This is a genomic window from Nonomuraea sp. NPDC003754 (assembly GCF_053605785.1).
This window is the reverse complement of sequence record NZ_JBSGJX010000013.1, coordinates 186,551-210,932: the sequence shown is the minus strand read 5'-3', so window position 1 is coordinate 210,932 and position 24,382 is coordinate 186,551. Positions and strand designations below refer to the sequence as shown.

23 protein-coding genes are annotated in these 24,382 nt (G+C 69.5%); 16 read left to right on the top strand and 7 right to left on the bottom strand.

What is annotated here, in order from left to right; translation table 11 throughout:
• Positions 1-418: 418 nt before the first annotated feature.
• The 3 genes from ACWEVS_RS18880 to ACWEVS_RS18870 form a co-directional block, all read right to left on the bottom strand.
• Positions 419-550, bottom strand: coding sequence for an integrase (locus ACWEVS_RS18880; RefSeq protein WP_452552560.1), 132 nt, complete (start codon positions 548-550; stop codon positions 419-421).
• 1,175 nt (positions 551-1,725) lie between these two features.
• Positions 1,726-2,325, bottom strand: a complete 600-nt coding sequence (locus ACWEVS_RS18875; RefSeq protein WP_452552558.1) for a dihydrofolate reductase family protein — start codon at positions 2,323-2,325, stop codon at positions 1,726-1,728.
• The gene (locus ACWEVS_RS18870) at positions 2,322-3,197 is read right to left on the bottom strand and encodes a metalloregulator ArsR/SmtB family transcription factor (protein ID WP_452552556.1); all 876 of its coding nucleotides are present in this window, start codon (positions 3,195-3,197) and stop codon (positions 2,322-2,324) included. Before ACWEVS_RS18870 ends, ACWEVS_RS18875 begins: the two co-directional genes overlap by 4 nt.
• Positions 3,198-3,792: 595 nt before the next feature.
• On the opposite strand from ACWEVS_RS18870, the gene ACWEVS_RS18865 reads away from it, so the two are divergent.
• The 6 genes from ACWEVS_RS18865 (at position 3,793) to ACWEVS_RS18840 (ending at position 9,160) form a co-directional block, all read left to right on the top strand.
• A complete protein-coding gene (locus ACWEVS_RS18865; RefSeq protein WP_452552554.1) occupies positions 3,793-5,106 on the top strand; it encodes a hypothetical protein in 1,314 nt (437 codons plus the stop codon).
• Positions 5,107-5,656: 550 nt separating this feature from the next.
• Positions 5,657-6,058, top strand: coding sequence for a hypothetical protein (locus ACWEVS_RS18860; RefSeq protein ID WP_449922067.1), 402 nt, complete (start codon positions 5,657-5,659; stop codon positions 6,056-6,058).
• A 419-nt stretch (positions 6,059-6,477) separates the two neighbouring features.
• Entirely contained in the window at positions 6,478-6,705 is a 228-nt protein-coding gene (locus ACWEVS_RS18855; RefSeq protein WP_452552552.1) for a hypothetical protein, read from the top strand.
• Between the two features lie 155 nt (positions 6,706-6,860).
• Entirely contained in the window at positions 6,861-7,442 is a 582-nt protein-coding gene (locus ACWEVS_RS18850) for an SMI1/KNR4 family protein (RefSeq protein WP_452552551.1), read from the top strand.
• 214 nt (positions 7,443-7,656) lie between these two features.
• A complete protein-coding gene (locus ACWEVS_RS18845; RefSeq protein ID WP_452552549.1) occupies positions 7,657-7,932 on the top strand; it encodes a hypothetical protein in 276 nt (91 codons plus the stop codon).
• Positions 7,933-8,173: 241 nt separating this feature from the next.
• Positions 8,174-9,160 carry a phosphotransferase gene (locus tag ACWEVS_RS18840; RefSeq protein WP_452552547.1) on the top strand — a complete coding sequence of 329 codons (987 nt, stop codon included), beginning with the start codon at positions 8,174-8,176 and terminating at the stop codon, positions 9,158-9,160.
• A gap of 127 nt (positions 9,161-9,287) precedes the next feature.
• Here the strand turns inward: ACWEVS_RS18840 and ACWEVS_RS18835 are convergent, their stop codons facing one another.
• Positions 9,288-10,133: an NAD(P)-dependent oxidoreductase gene (locus ACWEVS_RS18835; protein WP_452552546.1), complete on the bottom strand. Its 846-nt coding sequence runs from the start codon at positions 10,131-10,133 to the stop codon at positions 9,288-9,290.
• A gap of 155 nt (positions 10,134-10,288) precedes the next feature.
• On the opposite strand from ACWEVS_RS18835, the gene ACWEVS_RS18830 reads away from it, so the two are divergent.
• Positions 10,289-11,110: a helix-turn-helix transcriptional regulator gene (locus ACWEVS_RS18830; RefSeq protein WP_354909262.1), complete on the top strand. Its 822-nt coding sequence runs from the start codon at positions 10,289-10,291 to the stop codon at positions 11,108-11,110.
• Between the two features lie 18 nt (positions 11,111-11,128).
• Here the strand turns inward: ACWEVS_RS18830 and ACWEVS_RS18825 are convergent, their stop codons facing one another.
• Together ACWEVS_RS18825 and ACWEVS_RS18820 are read right to left on the bottom strand one after the other, a co-directional pair.
• Entirely contained in the window at positions 11,129-11,890 is a 762-nt protein-coding gene (locus ACWEVS_RS18825; protein WP_452552544.1) for a class I SAM-dependent methyltransferase, read from the bottom strand.
• A gap of 41 nt (positions 11,891-11,931) precedes the next feature.
• The gene (locus tag ACWEVS_RS18820; protein ID WP_452552542.1) at positions 11,932-12,168 is read right to left on the bottom strand and encodes a hypothetical protein; all 237 of its coding nucleotides are present in this window, start codon (positions 12,166-12,168) and stop codon (positions 11,932-11,934) included.
• Between the two features lie 394 nt (positions 12,169-12,562).
• Between ACWEVS_RS18820 and ACWEVS_RS18815 the strand changes: the two genes are divergently transcribed.
• The 3 genes from ACWEVS_RS18815 (at position 12,563) to ACWEVS_RS18805 (ending at position 15,400) form a co-directional block, all read left to right on the top strand.
• On the top strand, positions 12,563-13,531 hold the full coding sequence (locus ACWEVS_RS18815) for an NAD(P)/FAD-dependent oxidoreductase (protein ID WP_452552540.1): 969 nt from the start codon (positions 12,563-12,565) through the stop codon (positions 13,529-13,531).
• 502 nt (positions 13,532-14,033) lie between these two features.
• Positions 14,034-14,888, top strand: coding sequence for a lytic polysaccharide monooxygenase (locus ACWEVS_RS18810; protein WP_452552538.1), 855 nt, complete (start codon positions 14,034-14,036; stop codon positions 14,886-14,888).
• Positions 14,873-15,400: a DUF305 domain-containing protein gene (locus ACWEVS_RS18805; protein ID WP_449922054.1), complete on the top strand. Its 528-nt coding sequence runs from the start codon at positions 14,873-14,875 to the stop codon at positions 15,398-15,400. Before ACWEVS_RS18810 ends, ACWEVS_RS18805 begins: the two co-directional genes overlap by 16 nt.
• Positions 15,401-15,424: 24 nt before the next feature.
• Here the strand turns inward: ACWEVS_RS18805 and ACWEVS_RS18800 are convergent, their stop codons facing one another.
• Complete coding sequence (locus ACWEVS_RS18800) at positions 15,425-16,525, bottom strand: alpha/beta hydrolase (RefSeq protein WP_452552537.1); 1,101 nt, start codon at positions 16,523-16,525, stop codon at positions 15,425-15,427.
• A gap of 38 nt (positions 16,526-16,563) precedes the next feature.
• On the opposite strand from ACWEVS_RS18800, the gene ACWEVS_RS18795 reads away from it, so the two are divergent.
• Genes ACWEVS_RS18795 through ACWEVS_RS18770 form a run of 6 tightly spaced genes read left to right on the top strand, consistent with a single transcriptional unit; the run spans position 16,564 to position 24,344 of the window.
• Positions 16,564-17,241, top strand: coding sequence for a FadR/GntR family transcriptional regulator (locus ACWEVS_RS18795; RefSeq protein ID WP_452413468.1), 678 nt, complete (start codon positions 16,564-16,566; stop codon positions 17,239-17,241).
• A 15-nt stretch (positions 17,242-17,256) separates the two neighbouring features.
• Positions 17,257-18,486: an ABC transporter substrate-binding protein gene (locus ACWEVS_RS18790; protein WP_452552535.1), complete on the top strand. Its 1,230-nt coding sequence runs from the start codon at positions 17,257-17,259 to the stop codon at positions 18,484-18,486.
• Positions 18,483-19,328 (top strand): carbohydrate ABC transporter permease, encoded by an 846-nt coding sequence (locus ACWEVS_RS18785; protein ID WP_452552533.1) that lies wholly within the window; start codon positions 18,483-18,485, stop codon positions 19,326-19,328. The genes ACWEVS_RS18790 and ACWEVS_RS18785 overlap by 4 nt, the downstream gene beginning before the upstream one ends.
• Complete coding sequence (locus ACWEVS_RS18780; protein ID WP_449922043.1) at positions 19,325-20,137, top strand: carbohydrate ABC transporter permease; 813 nt, start codon at positions 19,325-19,327, stop codon at positions 20,135-20,137. Before ACWEVS_RS18785 ends, ACWEVS_RS18780 begins: the two co-directional genes overlap by 4 nt.
• Positions 20,134-23,127, top strand: coding sequence for a glycoside hydrolase family 38 N-terminal domain-containing protein (locus tag ACWEVS_RS18775; RefSeq protein WP_452552531.1), 2,994 nt, complete (start codon positions 20,134-20,136; stop codon positions 23,125-23,127). Before ACWEVS_RS18780 ends, ACWEVS_RS18775 begins: the two co-directional genes overlap by 4 nt.
• A complete protein-coding gene (locus ACWEVS_RS18770) occupies positions 23,124-24,344 on the top strand; it encodes an enolase C-terminal domain-like protein (protein ID WP_354909294.1) in 1,221 nt (406 codons plus the stop codon). Before ACWEVS_RS18775 ends, ACWEVS_RS18770 begins: the two co-directional genes overlap by 4 nt.
• The last annotated feature ends 38 nt before the right edge of the window (positions 24,345-24,382 follow it).

The following is a 24,382-nucleotide window of genomic DNA, read 5'->3' as shown; positions in this document are numbered from 1 at the left end:
CCCCTGGCTCCACGCCTACAATCACCACCGAGCACACACCGCACTCGGCGGCCACCCACCCGCCAGCCGCGTACCTAACCTCTCAGGTCAGTACACCTAGGGCATGGCGCCGACAACATCGAATGAGCGCTGGTCCCAGGGGTACGGTGCGTTGCTGTAGAGCAACGCCGTACAGCAACATCGCCTTACGCGGTCACATCCCACCAGCCCGCATCTACTGCCTGAGCAGCGCAGTACGCCTTCGACGAGACATCTGCCCTTCCCTACGGATCAGAAGGTTAGGGGTTCGAGTCCTCTCGGCCGCGCTCACTCGAAAGGCCCGCTACCAGGGACAACCTGGAGCGGGCCTTCGTGTTTGTCAGGATCTCGGGATCTTGCTAACGCCCCTGCTAACAGCGTGGCTCCCGAGTGGCTCCCACTACTCGCCGATCGCCTGAGCGAAGACGTCTGCCGCGGAGGCTTCCGCCGCGCGGATCACGTGAGCGTAGACGCGCAGGGTGATGGACGGGTCAGCGTGGCCCAGGCGCGCCGCGACGACGTGGACGGGCACACCCGCCAGGAGGAGCGTGGTCGCGTGGATGTGCCGGAGATCGTGCAGCCGGTTCGTGGTCGCAGCCAGTCACGATGCGCAGAGCCTCGGCCGACAACGCCCGGGAGAGGAACCGCTGCTCCCGACCTGCCGTGTCGTAGCCCTGAAGATCCTCTTCGTAGATCAGTCCGGCGTAGTGGCGCCGCAATGCCGCCCGGACATGCTCGACTTGTAACGGAGCTCTTGCCCCACCTTGCTTCGCGCTCATCCCCAACCCGAGCCGACTCGTAGGTACCCCGATCCCGGTCCGACCTCACCGTAGTCTCTAACGCAGAACCGTTCACCAGAAAGGCTTCATCAAGAGGTCTCACGATGAGAGAAGCCCATACGTCCACGGCCTTCAAGCGCACCGGTGGCCGCTTGCCACCGATCGACACGATGGCGGCCTTGTAGCGGGCGGGACATCTGCGGGACGAGCTTCCGGGAGTTAGAGGCATATCCCCAGGTCACGGCACCTAGAATGCCCAAGGAGCACGGCTCTCGAAATGCGGGTGCCCAAGAAATGCCTGCCGCGAGGCTTCCGCTCCTCGGGCCTGGCGGCCCTGCGGTGCGGGTCCTCTTGCCACCGGATGACGGGGCTGGTGTGGCGAGCTTGCTAACGCGGTTGCTAACAACTACCCCGGACGGCCATGGACGTTGGTGGATTGGTCGACCGGTACAAGTGACCGTGACCAGCGCACAGAGTCCCCGGCGGTCACCACTGGACGATCATGATAAATCTCGTAATGAAGGGGTCTCGGGTTCGAATCCCTAAGGCGGCTCCAGCTCAGAAGCCCTCCGCAGGATCGCGGAGGGCTTCTGCGTTTCTGTACGAGTCCCTGTACGTTCCACCGGTCGTCTGCTGCTTCCTGCTCAGCCTTCTGCACCTCGAGTGCATTCACGCAGCGCTGGAGAGTGCCGGCGTGCGCCGGGACGTCGGGGTCTTGGTACCTCCGCCGGCGCGGACCGAGCGCCATACGGCCACGTGTGGTGGCGCGGCGGGCCTGCGCAACCCTACGGTTCTCACGCGACGCCGGCTTTGACAGGAAGAGCCGTGATCTGCAGACAGGCGGGCAGTAGAGGGAGTCTTGGTCCCGCCGCTGCACCACGTTACGGCGGGCCGGGCACCGTCCGGCGATCTTCAGGTTGTGCCCGGTTCAGTGGACTCGGTCGTAGACCATGGCCATCTCGCCCAGCTCGCCGGTCTCCTGATGGGTGAGCGTCCACTTGGTGGCCGGCAGGCCGTCGTCGAACAGTCGCTGCCCACCTCCGGCGATCTCGGGGAAGATCATGAGGTAGAGCCGGTCGAGCAGGTCCGCCGACAGCAGCGGCTTGATGATGCTCGCGCTGCTGTTGACGAGAATGTCGCCCTCGCCGGTGGCCTTGAGGTCGGCGACGACGTCGGCGGCGGGTGCGTTCACCACGCGGGTGCGGTCCCACGGTGCTTGGGCCAGGGTGGTCGACAAGACCACCTTTTCGGTGTCGACCAGCCATGTGGCGTATCCGCGATCACGCGGGTCGGCGTTGTCGTCGTCGGCGACCGACGGCCAGTAACCCATGAATCCCTCGGCGTTGAGTCGGCCGAGCAGCGCCGTCGTGGCGTTCTCCCAGATGCGGGTCATGTGGTCGCGCGCGACGTCGGTGGTCACATACGGGGCGAACGGCCCGAAGTCGTTGGGCCCGCCGGGGCCGTTGTAACGACCGTCAAGGGTGAGGCTCAGGTTCGCGGTTACCTTGCGGCCAGTCGAGCTGGTCATTTCGGGCTCCTCATGGTGATGTCATTTCCGGCGTCGCCGGTTGTGTCGGTGTTGCTGGAGTCCGCGGCGAGGGTCGCCATGAGCTTGTCGAGGCTCTGGCCGAAGCCGATCTCGATGCCTGCGATGAAGTCCGCGGACTCGACGGTGCTGTCGGTGATGCTGAAGCGGACGTCGAGGTCCGTACCGGTGCCGGTGGGTCGGAGGTCGAGGTCGAGGTGGGCGGTGAAGGCCGGGCTGCCGTCGGGAAGCAGCGGGGAGAGCCGGTAGGCGAGGTGCTCCCCGGGGCGTACGTCCTCGACGACTCCGTGTGCGCGTCCGGCGACCAGGTCGGAGCCGTCGGCGTCGTCGGCGTCGCGGTACTCATGGATGATCCGCCCGCCCGGTCGCGCCTCGAAGACGAGTTCGGAGACGCGCAGGTCGTCCGGTGTCCACCAGTGGGCGAGCAGGGAGGCCTCGGTCAGGTGGCGCCAGACCTCCTGCGGGCGCCCGTCCAGCGGCCGGTGGAAGGTGAACGAGCGGCCGTCGGCCCACCCCGGTTCTTTGGCGGCGAGCCGCTCTGTGTGGAGGCCGAGACCGTAGCGGTCGTATGTCTCGCGCGGGCCGCCGGCCTGGTCCGCGGCGTTGGCCAGTCGGGTGAGCGTAGCCGCCAGCTCCCGTAGGGGCTCGGTTCGGAGCGCGTAGATGCGGCGCTGGCCGGAGCGCTGGGAGGTGACGACGCCGACACGCTCCAGAGCCTGCAGGTGCTTGGTCGTCTGCGGCTGGCGTGCCTCGGCGAGCTGGGCGAGGACTCCGACCGGCCGGGGCCGCTCGGCCAGCAGGCTCACGAGCCGCCAGCGGGCTGGATCGGCCAGAGCGGCGAGGAGTGCGTCCATGCCGAGAAGTATTCTCCGTGGAGAATATTCGTGTCAAGGAATATTTCGGGGGGTGGGCTCGGAAGCGTAGGCGAAGGGCAGGTCTGCGTCGAAGGCGAGTGCTCTCACGGACCTGCTCAGGGGCGCGCACGATTCGCTGGCGGCCGGCTCGTGGCCCCATCGGCACGCGGATCCGCAGCGGGGTCGAGGCCTTCCGCTCGGCGGGTCGCTTTGCGCGCCCCTCTGGGTGTGCTGCACGCGCGGGAGACCGTTTGCAACGCCTCGGGCGCAGTGTCCGCATGCAGCACGTTTGCCCCGGACAGTCTGCAACGAGGCACGGTTTGCTACTTCGCGTGGCGCAGTGACGCATGGTCCGAATGCGTGTCAAGGCGCTGAAGATGTTGCTGACTAGTCCTGTTATGGCGTCCTTGAGTGCTCTTGTCGCGCTCCAATGCCGGCGTTTGGATCTAAGGGTGGTCTTCTGTGGTGCGTCACAAGCGCCGGATTTCGGATGTATCACCCGTATCGCTGCCCGACCTGTCCAGCCCGGTCCTATCTCGGCGCGCCGGTCATCAGGCTGCGCCGTCCTCCCAGAGAAGGAGTCGCGACCTTGACCATGCTGACCTACACCGTGCTCACCGACCCGGCGCCCCTGGCGGCGTCAGAGGCCGGGCGGCAGTCGAAGTCCACGGGGACGGTGTACCTGCTCGTCACGAACACCGGGCAGACGGCGTACTCCAAGATCACGCTGACGGTTCCCGTCGGCACTGGCGCCGGCGACCTCACACTTGCCCAGGACTTCGCCACGATCACGCACAAAGCCGAGTACACCGACATCAAGTCAGGTAGCCCCCGTTCGGTGACCGTCCAGACGCAAGGCTCCGCATTCCAGGTCACCGACAAGGGCGGTAAAGCAATCAACTTCGGCCCCGGTGACTACATGGTGCTGACGCTGGAGAACATCACCGTCGCCCCCACGCCCGGGCTGGCCGTGCTTACGGTGACCGAGAACGCCAGCAGAAGCAAGGGCGGGAGCCCGCGCAACAGTTACACGGCGGTGGCGCTGGTGAAGACCGCGCCACAGGAGATACCGGCGCCGCACGGCTTCCTCGCGGACAACGCCGTCGTGGACGCCGGAACAAAGGTCACGCTGAACTGGGAGGGGTCCGACGACTTCACCTACGAGATCCTGTTCCCGGGGGGCCGGAAGCCCGTTCCCAAGGTCAAGCACGCCGGGTCGCATGGCCCGTACTCCTTGGTGCTGGACGCCGCCGACGCCCCGAAGCGCGACACCACCTACACGCTCGTCGCCGAATTCGGCACCCAGCGGCACATCTTCACCACGACCGTTCAGGTACGCAATCCCATCCTGGAAGCCCTCACCGCCGTCAATGGCGTCACCACCCCGTGGGTACAGGGGTCGACCAAGGGCGACGGAACCTTCACCTTCTCCAAGGGCGCGATGCACGTGTGGCGCGAATTCGGCTCCAACGACTCGGGCGCCTTGTACGCCGGCGAGGCCACCGTCAGCGGCGTCGCCACCGAGTATGTGAAGGGTCTTAAGAGCGGTGACGGAGATATCACCTTCCTCCCGGGTGGGGTGAAAGTCTGGCGCACGCGCGGCTCCAACGACTCGGGTGCCCTGTACGCCGGCGAGAGCGTGTTCGACGGCGTCGCCACCGAGTACGTGAAGGGTCTTAAGGACGGTGACGGAGACATCACCTTCCCCCAAGGCGGGGTAGCGGTCTGGCGCACACGCGGCTCCAACTACCCGGGCACCCTGTACGCCGACTCCATACGCGCGAAAGATGCCCCCTACGGGCAGGGTGGCGGGTGGATCAACCTCCACGACGAAGGGATAACCGTTTATCTGTCAAAGGACGGGAGTAATGGGCTTGGGAGCGTGACGGCTCGCTCCTACAACCGCTGACTTCACCACCGTTCTGCACACGGAATGGGTCCGGAGCATCCTCCGGGCCCATTTCGTGTGCTGTGCTCGGGGACCAGTAGGAGAGAAAGGGGCAGTGATCGCGGCCCGTGCCGACCAGGCCGGGCTGGACGAGGCCCCGCGCGCACGTTCATCGGTTCGACGCCGGGTGGACCTGACCGCCACCGGCCAGCCTGCTCAATGCTCAGACTGAGGTCTCGGCGGCCGTCCGGGCATTGCTGATCTGGACGTGCTGTGCCTGCGCACGCCGGGGTGGCGATTCCGCCTCTCTGAGATGGCCCGCGAGATCACCGGAGCCCTCGACCCGGCTGACCCTGCCTAGGTCGTGTCAGCGGCCGCGTCAGGACGGCAACAGCCCGGTATCAGAGCGGTCGGCGATGGTGAATGCCATGAACGGTGCAGCGAGTGCGGCCGCAAGGCCGGGCGAGATCTTCTCGGGCGACCCGGCCTGAGCAATCTCGACACCCCCGGCACCAACAGGCCCGCATTCCATCAATTGAGTTTCCTAACAGATTTGAAGGAGCACACCACCATGTCCATCACCCTTAACGACCAGGACACGTTCACCCTGCGGACCGCCGCGTGGGGCGCCGTCTCGCTGATGGCCGCCGCTGGTGCCGCCGGCTCGCCCCACAGGATCGCCACCGAAGGCTCCATCGCCCTGACCTCGGCGACCGGCCTGGTCGGGCACGTGCTCACCAAGGCGCCCAAGGGCCTGAACGGCAAGTCCACGGCCGCACTCGCCGACCACGTGCTGCCGGCCCTGACGGCGGCCATGAGCCTGCTCAAGAAGCAGGCTCCGGCGGAGGCCGACAACTTCCGCCGCACCGTCATCGTCGCCATCGAAGCTTCCGCCCGGCCCGGGAAGGGCGAGCCCAGCCCCGCCATGGCCGAGATGGCTCGCAAGATCACCGAGGCTCTCGACGCCGCTTGACGGATGTCGGCCTGCGCGGCTACCGCTCGTCACGGGGTCCTGTCCGGACCCCTGTGACGCGGCGGCGTGGCAGGTCAGGGAAGGCCAGGCCCCCACGATGCCCGGCCGGCGGCCTTCCCCGCCGCGTGTCAGCTGCGGCGTCTGCCGTATGCCACCCATCTGTCCGTTCGCTGGGATTTCGTAACAGGTTTGAAGGAGCACACCACCATGTCCACCCTCACCGGCCAGGACGAGCTCACCTACCGTGCGGATGCTGCTGCAGCACACCAGCGGCGTGTTCAACTTCACCGGCGAGTACTACGACGACGGGACGGTCGTGCCGGGGATTCCCTGGTCGGGCCAGGAATGGGTGGACAACCGGTTCAAGACCTACCAGCCGGAGGAGCAAGCCGCACCCGAAGCTCGGCTACGGCCTCGGGGTGTTCGTGCAGCAAACGGACCGCGGCGGCACCGTCATCACCCACAACGGCGGCATCGCGGGCCAAGCGGCGCTGATGTACAGCACGCCCGACGGCGGCAAGACCCTGACCGCCGCGCTGAACTATGTGGACGACGCCGCCATGTCCCTGGCCGAGGCGTTCCAGAAAGCGACGCGGAGGCTCGTCAACGAGGTGTTCTGCGACGGGCAGGCCGGGCCGGCTCAGTAGACAGGGCTGAGCGCCGTGGAAGGCGGACTCCTTGCGCTTATGCACCAGACAGAGCGCGAACCGGGCCACGCCGTCCGGGACGGCGCTGCCGTACATGGGCGGGTTCTCCACCCTCCGAGGCCGAAGTGTCGGAGCGTCCCCGTATCTTCCGGCCCATGAGCACCCCCTCCTACGCCTGGCTTGATCTTCTGCGCACCGGTAGCGAGAAGATCCTTGAGTGGAACTATCGCGATCACGCCGAGCAGCGTAAGTACGAGACCCGGGATCCCCAACGGCTGGGCTCGACCGGTGCCGGCGAGGAAGAGATCGCCCACGCTGAGGAACGTCTGGGGACCACCCTTCCACCCAGCTACCGGCAATATCTCCAGGCCGCCAACGGCTGGGACATCGTCGGCTACGGAGAGGGTCACCTTGCGTCGGTCACGGAAATCGGCTGGCTCCGAGACGTAGATCCAGACATCGCGCTCGGGTGGTCTGACGAGGACCTTCCTCCTGTATCTGACGAGGAGTACTTCACCTACGACGAGGGGCAGGACTGCTGCCTGCACTTTCGGACCGAGTACATCCCGGACACCCTCTGGATCGGCGAGCACGACGAAGGGGCCTTCCTGCTCAACCCACACATCAAGACCCCTGATGGTGAGTGGGAAGCCTGGTTCATGGCCTCATGGCTGCCCGGAGCCACGCGCTTCCGATCGTTCTGGGACCTGATGCGGGACCAGTACAGCGGCTATTGACCGCCCCCGCTCCTGGCCGGCGCACCTTCCACATCGTTGTGAGGGAGATGGGCCACCTTAGGCCGTCGCGAATACATCATCGTCAGCGCCTTCACGGCCTCTCCTGCCTTGGCTTTCTCCGCAGCCCAAGGCGACCTTTCGCCGGTTGGCGCGGACCCTGATCGTAATCCGCGGGTAAGCCACCCATGGTCATCATCGTGACATTCTGGGTCCCATGGATGAGCCTTCCACTGCGCCCTTTGAGAAGATTCGCGACCCGGCGGGACGAAAATCAGCCATCCAGGCCCTGGGAGCCATCGCTCCGACCCCGAGAACTCGCAATAACGCCTATGTGGTTCGTGGAATCAGCAGCGTCCTGATCTTCATGGCTGGAGTCGTGGGGTTCCTTTCCGTGCTGAACGGAAACGAGAGCCTCGCACCTCTGGCCATCGTGTTCGCGATCGTGGGGATCGGCGGCCGGATCGAAGCGGCAGTGCGGCTACGGCCATAGGAGTGGCGCCGCCTCGCTCCCGGTGCTCAATGGCGCGGGTCCGCTTGCCATTCGGGCATGGGGGCGGGCGCCTGTACCTGGTTGCTGTACAGCAGTCCTTGATCGAGTTGTTGGTGGTCGCCGAGGCTGCGATGTCGCCGGCCGAGGTGTCCAGGTCATAACCGGTGGGCGGACGCTCCCGCTTCCTCGTCGACGGCCCCGCGCGGTTACAGTTCTGATCATGGGGCTTGCGGGTGGTCGGGTGTTTCTGGAGCGTGGGGACGTCAGTGACCTGGCGCGGAGCGTCTTCGGGGCGAGCCGTCGGGTGGCCGGCGTGGAGCGGCTCAGAGGGGGCAGCAAGAAGGGCGTCTACCGGCTCCTGTTCGACGACGGGTTCGCCGCGATCCTGTACCTCTGGTCCGACGACGAGAACTACTGGCCTGCCGCGGTGGAGGATGAGGGGCCCTTCTCGCACGCCTCGGGTCTGCGCCTCTTCTCGGCCGCCCACGGGTTGCTGGAGGAGGTGGGCGTCCGGGTGCCGCGGCTGTACGTCGCCGACGATTCCCAGTCGCGCTTTCCCGCCGATCTCGCTCTCGTCGAGGACGTGCGCGGCGGGACGCTGGAGAGGCGGCTGGACGACGACCCGCAGGGCGGAACGACGATCCTCGGGAAGCTCGCCCGGTCCTTGGAGCGGATGCGGCAGCGCACGAGCCCGCGCATGGGGAAGATCGCTGAGGTGGCCGACGGTTCGGTCACGCAGCCGGACTCCTGCGTGACGGCGGTGCTCGACCGCGCGCTCCGGGATCTGGACGAGGCCGCCGCCCGTGTCGGGAGGATCGCGGAGGCGAGGGCGGAGTGCGTCGCCGTTCTCGAGGAACTGGCCGCCGCCATCGAGCCTCGGTCGAGCCACGGACTGATCCACGGCGAGCTGGGCCCGGACCACGTCCTGATCGACGACCAGGACGAGCCGGTGCTCGTCGACATCGAGGGGACGATGTTCTTCGACGTCGAGTGGGAGCACGTCTTCCTGCGGATCCGGTTCCACGAGCACTACGCGCATCTGCACGTCGACGGGCTGGACGAGCGCCGGATGGAGCTCTACCGGCTCGCGCAGCACCTGTCGCTGGTCGCCGGCCCGCTGCGGCTGCTGGAGGGCGACTTTCCCGACCGGGACTTCATGGAGGGGCTCGTGCGGCATCACACCGCCGCGACGCTTGCGCTTGTCCCGGCGGAACGGCCCCGCCCCTGACGGCCGGAGCGCGGCCGGCCACCGGTTCGGGATCGTGGCGGAGCGCGGTCGGCCACCCGTTGAGGATCGTGGTGGAGCGCGGCCGGTCACCGGTTCGGGATCGTGGTGGAGCGCGGCCGGTCACCGTTCAGGATCGTGGCCGGTTGACGACGCTCCAGTCCTCCGCGCCATGGCCCTCGGTCACGGCCTGGGTGAAGACCGCCAGGGTGGCGTCAAGGAGGGGGTAGTCGGTCGGCCCGGCCAGGCGGGAGGCGTAGTCCAGGTCCTTGCGTGCCCATTCGGCGGAGAAGTTGATCGGCTGGGGTGGGGTGACCAGGTTGTCGTGCGCCATCGTGGTGATGACCCCGCCCGGCCGCTCCAGCAGCGCCGCCCCCACCTGGCCGAGGTCCAGGCCCGCCACCCCGGCGAGCCGCATCGCCTCGCCGAACGCGGCCATGTGGACGGCTTGGAGCGCGTTGAGCACCAGCTTGAAGCGAGTGCCGGCGCCGACGGGGCCGAAGTGCCGGACCTCCCGGGAGACGGCGGTCAGCACCGGGTCGAGTTCGGCCAGCCGTGCCGGATCGCCGCCGACCAGCATGGTGAGGTTGCCGGTCCTGGCACCCGCCGCGCCGCCGGTCAGCGGCATGTCGTAGAAGGTGAGGTTCCGCTCCGCGCAGACGGCCGCGAGCCGGGTGATCCAGTCGACCGACAGGGTGGCCGAGGAGATCAGAATCGTGCTGGGGCGGGCGCCGGCCAGGATGCCTTCGGGGCCCAGCCAGACCGTGCGCGAGGACTCGTCGTTGGCGGTCACTTCGAAGACCACGTCGGCCTGGCGAGCCGCCTCGGCCGGGGTGGGGGCGACCAGCGCGGCGTCCGAGATCGACTGGTGCAGCGGGCTACGGTTCCACAGGACCACGTCGTGCCCGTGGCGAGCGAGGTTGGCGGCCATGCCCTGGCCCATGATGCCCACTCCGACGATTGCCACAACGGCCATCGTTCTTCTCCTTGGTCAGCGGTTGGTTCGGCGTGCGGAACCAGCGTGCCTGCCTCGGGGCGCGGTGCGGCAGGCCCGCCCAAGGGGTGCTCTGGCAGGGCCCCCCTTGGGTATCGACGGAGCGACATACTGTGGGAATGCCAGCGAAGAGTGATTTGGGAGAGTTTCTCCGGGCTCGGCGGTCCAGGATCCCGCCCCAGGAGGTGGGGCTGCCCGCCACCACCGGGCGCCGCCGTACGCCCGGGTTGCGCCGCGAAGAGGTGGCGATGCTGGCCGGTGTGAGCATCGAGTACTACACCCGCCTGGAGCAGGGCAAGCAGGGCAATCCCAGCCCTCCGGTGCTGGAGGCGATCGCCGGGGTGCTGCGGCTGACTGATGACGAGCGAGGGCACCTGTTCGAGCTGGCCAACGCTCCCGCGGCCAGGCCGACCGCGGTCCGGCCGCCCCAGCAGGTCAGGGCCGAGGTGCGGCGGTTGCTGGAGATCGTCCGTCCTTGCCCGGCCTACGTGTTGAGCCGGGCCAACGACCTGCTGGCCGCCAACGAGGCGGGGATGAGGCTGCTGCCGGGGATCGAGGAGTGGCCGGCCGCGTTGCGGAACACCGCCCGCTACACCTTCCTGCACCCGCAGGGCAAACGCGTCTACGGCAACTGGGACGAGGTGGCCGCGGCCACGGTGGCTCACCTGCGTGCCGTCGCCGGGACCTATCCCAACGCGCCCGACGTGGTCGGCCTGGTGGGAGAACTGGTCGTCAAGAGCCAGGAGTTCGCGGCCCTGTGGGACAGGTACGACGTGCGCAGGCGCACCAACGGCCGCAAGTGCTTCCGGCATCCCGCCGTCGGCCCCATGGCGCTGAGCTACGAGGTGCTGACCGTCGCACGCAGCGAAGGGCATCGGCTGGTGGTCTACCAGGCGGAACCGGGGACGCCCGACCACGACGCGATGCTGCTCCTCGAAATGGCGCAGGTGAGTGGCTGAGCCGGTGGTCGTGTCCGCTCACCGGTGAGGACGAGGAGCCTGGGCGATCACGACGTACCTCTCGTCGCTGATCGGACGGCCCCACAGCGCCGGGTCGGTGAGGTGCTCGGTGTGGAGGATGCGGGCGTGCGGCTCCAGCGCCGCGATCAGCCGTACGGCGGGGACCCCGCCCAGCCACGGCAGGGGAGGAGATCCCGGGGCGTAGGAACCGCCTGCGTCGGAGCTGCTTCCTACGGAATCGTCTCCGTCGGAACCGCCTGCGTGGGAGCCGTCTCCGTCGGAGCTGCTTCCTTCGGAACCGCCTGCGTCGGAACCGCCCCATCGCCCTTCGACGAGGATGAGGCGACCGTCCGGCCTGAGCAGGTCGAGCCAGCGACGGAGCGCCTCCTCAGGGGCGGGGAGGGTCCAGACGAGGTGGCGGACGAGAATCGCGTCGAACGCGTGGCAGCCCACCCCCGGCGGGTCGCCGGCATCGCCGACGATCAGCGGTACGGCGAAGCCCGCCTCGGACAGCTTGCGCTCCGCCTGGGCGATCATGCGGGGCGACAGGTCGATCGCAGTGGGGTGGTGTCCGAGCTGGGCGAGGAGCAGGGTCAGCGACCCCGTCCCGCACCCGAGGTCGAGGACGTCGGCTGACGGCCCGGGCAGCCATCCGGCCAGCCGCCGGGCCCAGGCGGCGCGGACATGCGGGTCACGGAGGCCGTGGTCGGGCTCGTCGTCGAAGGTGTCCGCCGAGGAGTCCCAGAAGGCGGCGATGGGGGTGAGACCTGAGGTCGGCATGGCCCGACTCTCGCAGGCGGCACCGACAAACCCGGCGCTCGTCACTCGGTCCGGCCCCAGCTCCTCGGGCGCGTCTCCGAATAGCAGTCCGACTCGTACTTCAGGATGAGATACGCCTGCTCGTCATAGGCGTCCCGGATGTCCAGGTAGAACACGTGGCTGCGGCCGTCCGCCGTCGTCACCTCGAGGTGCCCTCCGGAGTATCCCCGCTGCAGGTGGGCGTCGGTGATGTCGTCGAGGTCGAACTCGACACCGCGGATCGAGAACTTCTTTCCCATCGGGACCACTCCGTGTCGGTCGGGTGCGCCTTCACCGAAGCAGCATGGCGTGCCCGCCCCCGCGGATCAACGCCCGCGACGGGGCCTGGAGCGTCCCGGGCCGGCGGGTCGGCATGACCACGAGCGGCCGTCGTCCCGCGCCGACTGGTGGGTGGGGCCACGAGTGGCTGGCGCCCCGGGCCGACTGGTGGGTGGGGCGCGAGCGGCCGGCGCCCTGGGACGACTGGTGGGTGGGGTCACGAGCGGCCGGTGCCCCGGGTCGGCGGGTGGGTGGGGCCAGGAACGGCCGGTGTCCGGGCGTGGCGTGTGGCGCAGGCGAAGGTGTCCCGGAAACGGCAACAGATTTTGCGGCTTCGGCGCCCGCGGTCGCACTCTGGGTACGGAGGTGATCGCCATGATCCACATGACGAACGAGGCCGAGTACGACGTGATCGTGATCGGCGCCGGCGCGGCAGGGCTGAACGCCGCGCTGGTGCTGTCCAGGGCCCGTCGGCGGGTGGCCGTGGTGGACGCGGGGGAGCCCCGCAACGCCCCGGCCGCGCACATGCAGGGCTTCCTGTCCAGGGACGGCATGTCCCCCGCGGCCCTGCTCGCGGTGGGCAGGGACGAGGTGACCGGGTACGGCGCGCGGTGGGTCGAGGGCCGCGTCGATCAGGTCAATCAGCTCGACCACGTCGAGCCGGGCTTCGCCGTCCAGCTGGCCGGCGGGGCGACGCTGACGGCCCGCAGGGTGCTGGTGGCCACCGGGTTGCGCGACGAGCTGCCGGACATCCCCGGGGTGCGCGAGCGGTGGGGCAAGGATCTGCTGCACTGCCCGTACTGCCATGGGTACGAGGTGCGTGACGAGCCGATCGGTGTTCTCGGCACGAACCCGGGCGCGCTGCACCATGCGCTGCTGCTGCGGCAGTGGTCGGGCGATGTCGTGCTCTTCTCGCACACGCTCGAGCTGACCGACGAGGATCGGGTACGGCTGGCCGCCCGCGGGGTGCCCGTCGTCGAGGGCGTGATCAAGCGGTTGGTGGTGGACGGTGACCGGCTGCGCGGGGTCGAGCTGGCCGACGGGCGGGTCGTGCCGAGGAGCGCGGCGTTCGTCTCCCCGCGCATGACGCCGCACGACGCGCTGCTGGCCGGCCTGGGCTGCGAGAAGGACGCGCACGGCTGGCTGGTCACCGACGGCTCGGGCCGTACCAGCGTGCCCGGTGTCTGGGCGGTCGGGAACGTCGCCGACCGGCGGGCGCAGGTGATCACGGCGGCGGGCATGGGCTCGGCGGCGGCCATCGCCATCAACACCGACCTGGTGGAGGAGGAGGTCGACCGGGCCGTCGAGGACCACCGGGCGGCGGAGGCAGCCGTGGCGCGGTAGCTCGCGACACGGAAGGCCAGCACACGCCGTCCCGCCCGCGGGGCCGCCCGCCGTCCTGCCCGCAGTCCTGCCCGCAGTCCTGCCCGCAGTCGCGCCCGTGGTCGCGTCCGTGGTCCCGCCTGCCCGTAGTCCCGCTCATGGTCTGCCCGTGGTCCCGCGCGTGGTCGCGTCCGCGATCCCGCCCGCTGTCTGCCCGCCCACGGTCCCGCTCGGAGTCCCGCCCGCCCACGGTCCCGTGCGCCTGCAGTCCCGTCCGGCCGGGTCGCGGTCGCGGTCCGGCGCGGCGCGGCCGGCGCGGGGTGGGCGCCCTGGGCGAGGGCGCGGGGATCCGTCTTCCCCGCGCCGTTCGCGACGGCGGCGCGGCCCGTCGAACTCTGGAACGCTCGAAGTGACGACGGGACCGCCAGAACGGAAAAGTTGCTGACAGGGGCCCTTGCGCGGGGGGTCGTTCAAAGTTAATCCTTAGGAAGGTTTCCTGTTAGTTAATACCCCGGGAGCTCCCGTGAACAAGAGAACCGCCGCCTTAGCCGCAGGAACAGCCGCTCTCGTCCTCCTCCCCGCCGGCGCCGCCAACGCACACGGCACGATGTCCAACCCGCCGAGCCGCGTCTACGTCTGTAAGAACGAAGGGCCGGAGGCGCCCAGGTCGGACGCCTGCAAGGCCGCCGTCGCCGCCGGGGGGACCCAGGCGTTCTACGACTGGAACGAGGTCTCCCTCCTCGAAGCGGGCGGACGGCATCGCGAGCTCATCCCCGACGGGAAGCTCTGCAGCGCGGGACGCGAGAAGTACCGGGGCCTCGACCTGCAGCGCGCCGACTGGCCCGCCACGTCGGTGCGACCGGGCAGCTTCACGCTCACCTACCACGCCACCGCACCCCACTCCAACAGCAACTTCGAGTTCTACATCACCCGTGACGGGTGGAACCCGACCATGCCCCTGAAGTGGTCGGACCTCGTGCACATCCGCACGTTCACCAACCAGAACCCCACGACGTTCACGAACTGGACGATCAACCTGCCGCAGCGCAGCGGCCGCCACATCCTCTACTCGATCTGGCAGCGCGTCGTCGGCAGCAACGAGGCCTTCTACACCTGCTCCGACGTCGACTTCGGCGGAGGCGGCGGCACGCCGACCCCGACGCCCACTCCGACCCCCACCCCGACACCGACACCGACGCCCACGCCTACGCCCACGCCGACCTCGACAGTGCCCGCGGGGACGTGGCAGGCTGGCAAGGCCTACAAGGGGGGTGACCGCGTGACGTACGCCGGTCTGTCCTACGAGTGCCTGCAGGCCCACACGGCCATCGCCGGATGGGAGCCGCCCAACGTGCCGGCGCTGTGGAAGCGCGTCTGATCGCCGCCCTCGCCGCGGCCCTGCTCCTCGGGGCGGGCTGCGGCGAGCAGCCGCAGGAGCAGGTCAACGCCGACGACGTGATGTTCCTGCAGATGATGATCCCGCACCACAAGCAGGGCATCGAGATCGTACGGCTGGCGGGCGGCAAGGCCACCACCCTCGGGATGAAGACGCTGGCCGCGGCGATCGAGCGCACCCAGGCGGCCGAGGTCACCACGATGACCAGGTGGTTGTCGGCATGGGACCAGCCGCTGACCGCCCCGTCCGACGCCCATGCCGGGCACGGCGGGCTCCCGGAGACCGACCGGGCGCGGATAGCCGCGGTGAAGAACGAGCGGGACCTGATCAACCTGCTGATCGCCCACCAGGACGACGCGATCCAGATGGCGCGGGTCGAGGTCTACAACGGGGCGAACCCGCGGGTGAAGGAGTGGGCCGGGCAGGTGGAGCGGTCGCGGCAGGCGCAGATCGAGCAGATGCTGACCTTCCTCGACCAGGACGCCAGGCCCTGACGAGAGCGCGAGAGCGAGTGCCCCTCAGGGGAGCGGGGTGACGAAGTCGGTCAGGGCCTTCTCGTAGGCGGTGGGGGAGACGTTCCAGGAGCCCGTGTGCCCAGCGCCCGATGTCCTGAAAAGTCGAACAATATCCGGGCGGAGGCGGGCGAACTCCACCGCAGGCCCCACCGGCACCGTCTGGTCGTCGTCGTCCACGAACAGCAGCACCGGCACCGAGAAGTCCGCCGCGTGCGCCACCTGGTCCAGTTCGGCGAACGACAACCCGGTCCGCCACTCGACCACGGACATCCCCACCGAGGCCAGCCACAGCGGCACCCCCCGCTGCCTGGCTCCCAGCTCGATCGGCGACCGCCAGTCCATGACGGGGCTGTCGAGGATGAGCCCCTTGATCGGCGCGTCCGGCAGCATGCGCGCCGCCATCGGCACGATCGCGCCGCCCATCGACCAGCCGTACAGGTAGACGCCGGTGGCGCCGGACGCGCGCGCGTAGGCGATCGCGGCGGCCACCTCCTTCCACTCGGAGGCGCCAAGGTGGTGCTTGCCGTCGGGGCCGGCGGGCGCTCCCTCGTCGTTGCGGTAGGTGATGCTCAGCACCGGCATCCCCAGCCTGTGGAAAACCGGGATGACGCGGGACGCCTCGGCCGGGTTCGCGTTGCGCCCGTGGACGGCGATCACCCACGTCGTGCCGTTTCCCTCGGTCCGCCAGGCGGGGAAGTCGCCCAGCTCGGACCTGATCCGCACCTCCTGGTACGGCACGCCCACCGCCGAGCGCGGGTCCTCGTGGCCCCACATCCACCTGTCCAGGTAGGCCCGGACGCCGGGTCGGAGCGTGCCCCGCCGTACCGTGTCGACCTTGCGGGTGACGGTGCCGGGGCCGCGCGCCACCACGTCGCCGAGGATCGCGTTGCCGGCGGCCCAGGTCAGGCCGAACGAGCCGGGGGCGTCGGTGTCGGCGCCCCCGCGCAGGGTCACCCGGGTGCCGTCGTAGGAGACGACCTCCAGCGGATACGAATCGCCGTGGGACGGGTCGATGACCAGGCCGGAGTAGTACCAGCCGGCACCGGCGACCCCGAGGAGGGCGAGCAGCGCCAGAACGCCCGCTACCCCGGCGACTCTCTTCATGAGGTGAAAATACAGGAAATAAGTGATCTAATCATTAGATGATGGTTGCCCGGCCTTCCCTCTCCGGCGTCCTCACCGAGCAGGTTCTCGGTCTGATCACTGAGAGCGGGCTGCAGCCGGGCGACCGGCTGCCCACCACGCGCGAGCTGGCGCAGCGGTTCGCCGTGACCACGCCCACGCTGCGCGAGGCGCTGCGCCGTCTGGAGGCGACCGGCGCGATCGAGATGCGGCACGGTTCCGGCCTCTATGTCGGCGCGGACATCGAGCGGGTCGTGCTGCCCAACCCCAACATGCGCGCGATGCCGGGCGGGCAACTGCTCGACCTGCTCGACGCGCGCATCCTCATCGAGCCGCCGCTGGCAGGGCTGGCGGCGGGCCGTCCTGGCGCGCAGGAGCTGCGGGAGGTGCTCGGCCAGGCGGCCATGCACCTGCGCGGCGACGACGCCGAGCTGCACGAGGCCAACATGACCTTCCACCGGGTGGCGGCCAGGCTGGCGGGCAACAGCGTGCTCGGCGAGGTCGTCGACTCCCTGCTGCGCGTGCACGCCTCCGAGCAGCGGGAGATCCTGCGGCTGTTCGACGACCGGCGTCGTGACCACGACGAGCACCTGGCGATCCTCGAGGCGATCGAGGCAGGCGACGCCGCGGCCGCGGAGGAGCTCATGCGTTCCCACCTGATTGACGTGAAAACGGTGATCGAGCACAGGCTCATGTAGAACAGGAGGCCGGTCATGATCCGGCGAACCCCCATCCTGATGACCGCTTTCCTCCTCCTGGCCGCGTGCGGGAGCACCCCCGCCCGCCAGGCCAAGACGGAGCTGGCCCTCTACAACGACAAGGGCGCGTGGAGTCCCTACTTCACCGAGATGGGCGCCCTGTCCAAGCAGCAGATCGGCCTGGCGATGAAACCGGTCGGCTACACCGACGAGCCGACCTACCAGGCCTTCATCAAGGCCGCGTTCCGCACCGACGCCAAGCCCGACCTGTTCACCTGGCAGACCGGGGGGCTGCTGAAGGAGATCGTCGGGCAGAAGCAGGTGGCCGACACCACCGCCGTCTGGCAGGAGGCGATCAGGAACGGCGACCTGTCGCAGGACCTCGCCACCTACTACACCGTCGACGGCAGGCAGTACTGCGTGCCGCTGAACGTCGCCTACTGGGGGATGTTCTACAACAAGAAGATCTTCGACGCGCACGGCCTGAAACCGCCCACCACCTGGGACGAGCTCATCACGGTGGCCGAGACGCTCAAGAAGGCCGACATCAAGGCCATATACCACACCTCCGTCCTGTTCTCCTTCGTCTGGTTCGAGCAACTCCTGGCCGGGACCGATCCCGACCTCTACGACCGCCTCTCGACGGGGAAGGCGAAGTACACCGACCCCGGCGTGGTCCAGGTGATGGAGAAGTGGAAGTCGCTCATCGACGCCGGGTACTTCAGCCACCCGGGTGACAAGACCGACCCCGCCGACGCGCTGAAGAACGAGAAGGTGGCGATGGTGTCGTTCGGCACCTGGTTCAACACCAGCATGACCCAGCGCAACCTGGACGCCGGGTTCTTCGTCATCCCGAACGTCAATCCGGCCCTGCCCAAGACCTCGATGATCTTCGAGAGCGGGCCGCTCTGCTCGCTCGCCAAGGCGCCGGATCCCGAGGCGAGCATGAAGTACCTCAAGTGGTGGACCACCGCGCAGGCGCAGGAGAAGTGGGCCACCGCCCGCGGCGACGTCAGCGCCAACCCGAGGGTGACCATCAAGAGCGAGGCGTTGGGGCAGGTCACCAAGGACGCGGGCAGCGGCGGGTACCGCCTGGTCAACCGCTACTTCGAGGCCACGCCGCCGCCGATCCTGGCCGCGGCGCTCGACGGTTTCGGGCTGTTCGTGGCCAAGCCGGAGACCTACCGGCAGGTGCTGGAGGACATCCAGAAGAAGGCCGACGAGTACTGGAGCACGCACCAGTGACAGGGAGGACGGCCCCGCTGCTCGGCAGGTTCCGCGCGGGATACGTCTCCCCGGCGGTCCTGCTGGTGGCGGCCCTGCTGTACGCGCCCTTCGTCTGGACGGCCTACCTGAGCCTCACGCGCTACGACGGGCTGGCCCCGCCGGAGTTCGTGGGGTCGGCGAACTTCGTCAAGCTGTTCGACGATCCCGCGCTGCTCACCGCGACCCGCAACACGCTGATCTGGGTCGTGGGCACGATGGTGCTGCCGGTCGGCCTCGGACTGCTGGTGGCGGTGCTGTCGTACGACATCAGGGGCGGCGCGTGGTTCCGCGTGCCGTTCATGCTGCCCTACGCGCTGAGCGGGGCGGGGCTCGGCCTGGTGTGGAGCCCGATCCTGTCGCACGACGGCATCGCCAACCGGCTGCTCGGCGTCGACACCGCCTTCCTGCAGGACGCGCCGCTGAACACGATCGCCATGCTGCTGGTCTGGACGTGGCAGCAGCTCGGCGTCAACACGCTGCTGTTCGCGGTCGGGCTGCAGTCGATACCCAAGGAGCCGATCGAGGCCGCCCGGCTCGACGGGGCCTCGGGGTGGCGGCTGTTCCGGCACGTCATCTGGCCGCTGCTGGCGCCGCTGACCGCCGTGGTCGTCGGGCTCGCGCTGGTGGCCAGCCTGAAGAGCTTCGACATCGTGTGGGTCATGACACAGGGTGGTCCTGGGCGCAACTCCGAGACGCTCGCCGTCACGATGTACCGCGACACGTTCGTGGCCGGCGAATACGGGTACGGCTCTGCGGTCGCCGTCCTGCTGACGGTGGTCACGGGCCTCGCCTCGTACCTGTATCTGCGGAGGCGCGCATGATCAGGAGGTTCGTCCTCGTCGTGCTGGGGCTGATCTGGCTCGGCCCCACCTACCTGCTGGTCGTCAACGCCGCGCGGCCCGCCGACACCTACGACCCCTCGCGGGCGTGGATCCCCTCGCCCGACGTCGCCCTGATCCAGAACTTCCTCCAGGCGTGGAACCGGGCGGACCTCGGCCAGAGCCTGGCAAGTACCGCCCTCTACAGCGTCGTCTCCCCCGCGCTCGGGGTGCTGATCGGCGCGATGGCGGGGTACACGATCGTCGTGCTGCGGCTGCGCCACGGCTTCCTCTGGTTCATGGTCATCTTCGGCGGCACGATCTTCCCGTCGCAGATGCTGCTCGTCCCGCTCTTCGTCGGCTACAGCGACGCGGGGCTCTACGACACCCGGCTCGGGATGATCATCGTCTACACGGCGATCAGCGTGCCGCTGTCGGCCTTCGTGCTGCGCAACTTCTTCTCCGGCGTGGCCTTCTCGATCTTCGAGGCGGCCAGGATGGACGGCGCGTCCACCCTGCGTGTCTTCTTCCGCGTCTACCTGCCGCTGGCCGCCGGCGCGCTCGCCGCGGTGTTCATCCTCAACTTCACCTTCATCTGGAACGACCTGCTGTTCGGGCTGACGCTGTCGCAGACCGCCGAGGTGCGGCCGGTGATGACCGCGCTGGCAGGCCTGCTGACCGACGTCTACGCGGGCACGCCGGTGCCCGTCGGCCTGGCGGCGGGGCTGGTCGTGTCACTGCCCACGGTGGTGCTGTTCGTGGTCACCCAGCGGATGTTCGCCCGTGGACTCGCCCTAGGAGGTCTGTCATGACGAGCCGGCTGCTGCAGCCGAGCCTTGGTTCCCCCGACTATGACGGCATACGGCAGGCGTTGCGCGAGGACACCTCGACACCGGTGATCTCCGTGCGGGGCCTGGAGGCACGGGTCTCGGTGCTGCCGCTGATCACCCACGACGGCCGCCAGGCGGTCAGGGTGTCGGTGACCGGCCTGGTGCCCGCCCACCTGGAACACGTCCTGGCCGACCGGGACAGCGCGGACGACCGCGCGGGGGACGGGGCGGCGGACGGCGTGGTGGACAGGGCCGAGGGCGCCGACGTGACGCTGCTCGTGCCCGAGGTGACCCGGCCGCGCGACCTCACCCTGGAGCTGCGCGACGGCGAGGGCGTGATCGGCCAGGCGCTGGTCACCGTCACGCCGCAGCGCCACTGGGACGTCTTCGTCGTCCACCACTCGCATCTCGACATCGGCTACACCGATCCGCAGGGCACCGTGCTGCGCCACCACCTCGACTATCTGGACGCGGCGCTGCGGCTGACCGAGGAGAGCGCGGACTGGCCCGACGACGCGAGGTTCCGATGGACGGTGGAGTCGTCGATGCCCGCGCTGCGCTGGCTCGCCGCCCGCCCCCGCGACCTGGTGGCGGCCTTCAAGGAGCGGATGCGTGACGGGCTGATCGAGGTGACCGCCCTGCCGTTCCAGCTGCACACCGAGGCGTGCTCGACCGAGGAGCTGTACCGGCAGCTGCGCTTCACCGAGGAGCTGCCCGCCCGCTCGGCGATGCACACCGACGTGCCGGGCGCGGTCGTCGGGCTGATCGACGCGCTGAACTCGGTGGGCGTGCGCTACCTGGCGGCCGCCCACAACTGGGCCGGGCGGTCGGTGCCATACCTGCACGGCGGCGACAAGCTGACGCGGCCGTTCCGGTGGCGGGCGCCCAGCGGCAACGAGCTGCTGGTCTGGTTCACCGACACGCCGCACGGCATGGCCTACATGGAGGGCAACACGGTCGGCCTCGCCGACTCCTTCGAGCTGGCCGACGACCTGCTGCCGCGCTACCTGTGCGCGCTGGCCGGGCGGGGCTACCCGTACGGCCCCGGCACGTTCGGCTGGCAGGGGCCGGACGCGGAGCGGGAGCCGTACGCGCTGGACGCCCTGCACCTGAGGGTGCAGGGGGCGCACGCGGACAACGCGGGCCCCTCGATCGTGCCCGCCTCGATCGTGCGCGAGTGGAACACCAGATGGGCCTACCCCCACCTGCGCTCGGCCGTCAACAGCGACTTCTTCGCACACGTCGAGGAGCGCTATCACGACCGGCTGGCCGTCCACGAGGGCGACTGGACCGACTGGTGGGCCGACGGGCTGGGTTCGGGCGCGCGCCCGCTCGGCTACGTGCGACGGGCGCAGAGCGCGCTGCGCGCCGCCGAGACGCTGCACACCCTGGCAGGCGCGGACGCGACCGAGCAGGTCGATCTGGCCTACGACAAGGTGGCGCTGTTCAACGAGCACACCTGGGGCGCGGCCAACCCGTGGGAGGACGCCGAGGAGGCGGGCGACTCGGGCGGGCTGCAGTGGACGCGCAAGTCCGCCGGCGCCTACGACGCGCAGGACGACTCCGCCGACCTGCTGCAGGCGGGCATGCGCAGGTTCGGCAGGCCCTTCGGCGGCAGGGGCTTCGTCGTCGTGAACCCCGGCACGCAGCGCCGCACGGACGTGGTGCGGGCCTTCCTGCCGCGCGACGTGGTGCCGCTGGACGAGCCGATCGCGCTGGTGGACGAGCGGACCGGCGAGCGGGTCCCGCACCACGAGGAGGTCGTCCACCCCGTCGACTGGCCGACCAGGCCGATCGGCCGGCACGTCAGCGCGGTCGTCGGCGACCTTCCCGGGTACGGCTACGCGTTCCTGTCGATCAGGCCGGGCGAGGCCGTCACGACCAGGGAGACCGGCGAGACGATCGAGAACGAGTTCTACCGCGTCGGCTACGACATCAAGGAAGCGTACATCCGCTCGATCTTCGACAAGCGGGCCGGCAGGGACCTGGTCAACGCCGACGCCGCCGCCGGGTTCGGGCAGTACGTCTACGACCGCTACGCCACCGCCCCCCACTTCAACCACATGTCCGGGCATGTCGGCGCGCACGACAGGACACTGCTCGGCGACCGGGCGATCGGCCGTCACGCCGCCGTCGTCAAGGCCGAGCGCACCGCGATCGGCGAGAAGCTGGTCGTCGAGCTGCAGGCCAAGGGCGTCGACTGGGTGCGCACGACGATCGAGCTCTACGACGGGGTGCCGCGGGTCGATCTGACCTACCGGCTGGCCAAGCAGGGCACTCCGGCCAAGGAGGCGGTCTTCCTGGCCTTCCCGTTCGCCTGCGCCGGACCGCCCGCGGCCTGGGAGCTGACCGGGGGTGTCGGCGGCGGTCCGAGCGTGCCGGGCTCGGCCGCCTACATGCTGCCGATCAGGCACTGGATGGCCTTCGACGACCCGGAGCTGTCGGTGGCGTGGGCGACGCTCGAGGCGCCGCTGGTGCAGCTCGGCACCATCCACATGCCCTACGCGCCCTTCCCCGCCACGCTCGCCGAGGAGCCGGGCACGATCTACTCCTGGGCGCTCAACAACATCTGGGACACGAACTTCCCCACCCAGCAACAGGGGGAGACGACCTTCCGTTACGCGGTCACCTCCTCCTCGACCATGACGAGCAGGGTGCTCGGCCCGCTGGCCGCCGCCGGGCTCACCGACCCGTTCCTCGGCATCCTCGCCACGGGGACGGCGCGGCCCGGCGCGGAGGGCGTCTTCGCGACCGTGGACCATCCGGAGGTCCACATCACCTCGCTCGGCCGTACCGCCGAGGGGGTCGTCATGCGGCTCCAGTCGCTGGCCGCGACCGAGGTCGAGGCCACCGTGGGGCTGCGCGGCCTGCGCGCGGCCACGGTCGGCGGGACGCCGCTGCAGGTCCACGACGAGCAGGTCAAGGTACGGCTGCCCGCCTGCGGGGTGGCCGCCGTTCGGGGGATGCTGTGAAGATCGTTGACATCAGGGCCACCACAGTGGCCGTCCCGCTCGAAGCGCCGCTGCGGCACAGCAACGGCGCCCACTGGGGCAGGTTCGTCAGGACCATCGTCGAGGTCGAGGCCGACAACGGGCTGATCGGGCTGGGCGAGATGGGCGGCGGGGGAGAGGGCGCCGCCGCCGCCTTCCGCGGCCTGCTCGACTACCTGTCCGGCCACGACCCCTTCCAGCTCGAGGCGCTCCGCTTCAAGATCGCCAACCCGACGGCCTCGCTCTACAACAACCGCACCCAGCTGCTGGCCGCGCTGGAGTTCGCCTGCCTCGACCTGATCGGCCAGCAGCTCGGCGTGCCCGTCCACGACCTGCTCGGCGGGAGGCTCAGGGAGTCGGTGCCGTTCGCCTCCTACCTGTTCTTCCGCTACCAGGGCGACGCGGCGCCCGAGGTGCGCACGCCCGACCAGCTCGTCGAGCACGCCAGGGCGCTGAAGCGGGCGCACGGCTTCACCGTCCACAAGCTCAAGGGCGGGGTGTTCCCGCCCGACTACGAGCTGGAGTGCTACCGGGCGCTGGCCGCCGCCTTCCCCGGCGACCGGCTGCGCTACGACCCGAACGCGGTGCTGTCCATGGCGGAGGGGCTGCGCTTCGGCAGGGCGATCGAGGACCTCGACAACGACTACCTGGAGGACCCGGTCCTCGGGCTGGAAGGGTTGCGGCTGATCCGCGAGCGGGTCTCCGTGCCCCTCGCGACGAACACCGTCGTGGTGAACTTCGAGCAGTTGGCCGCCAACGTGCTGCGGCGGGGCGCCGACGTCGTGCTGCTCGACACCACCTTCTGGGGCGGCGTCAGGCCGTGCGTGAAGGCGGCGGCGGTGTGCGAGACGTTCCAGCTCGGCGTGGCCGTGCACTCCTCGGGCGAGCTGGGCATCCAGCTGGCGACGATGCTGCATCTGGGCGCCGTGCTGCCCAACCTCACCTACGCGGCCGACGCGCACTACCACCACCTCGTCGACGACGTCATCGCCGGAGGGAAGCTGGCCTACCGGGACGGGCGCATCGCCGTACCGGACGGGCCCGGGCTGGGGGTGCGGCTGGACAGGGAACGGCTGGCCCGCTACGCCGAGCTCTATGCCGAGCTGGGCGGCTACCCCTACGACCGCGACCCCGGCAGGCCCGGGTGGTACGCCCAGGTGCCGAACGAGCGCTTCGCCGACCCGGCGGCGGGGCCGTGACCTCAGCGGCCTCGGCGACCTCAGCGACCTGAGCGACC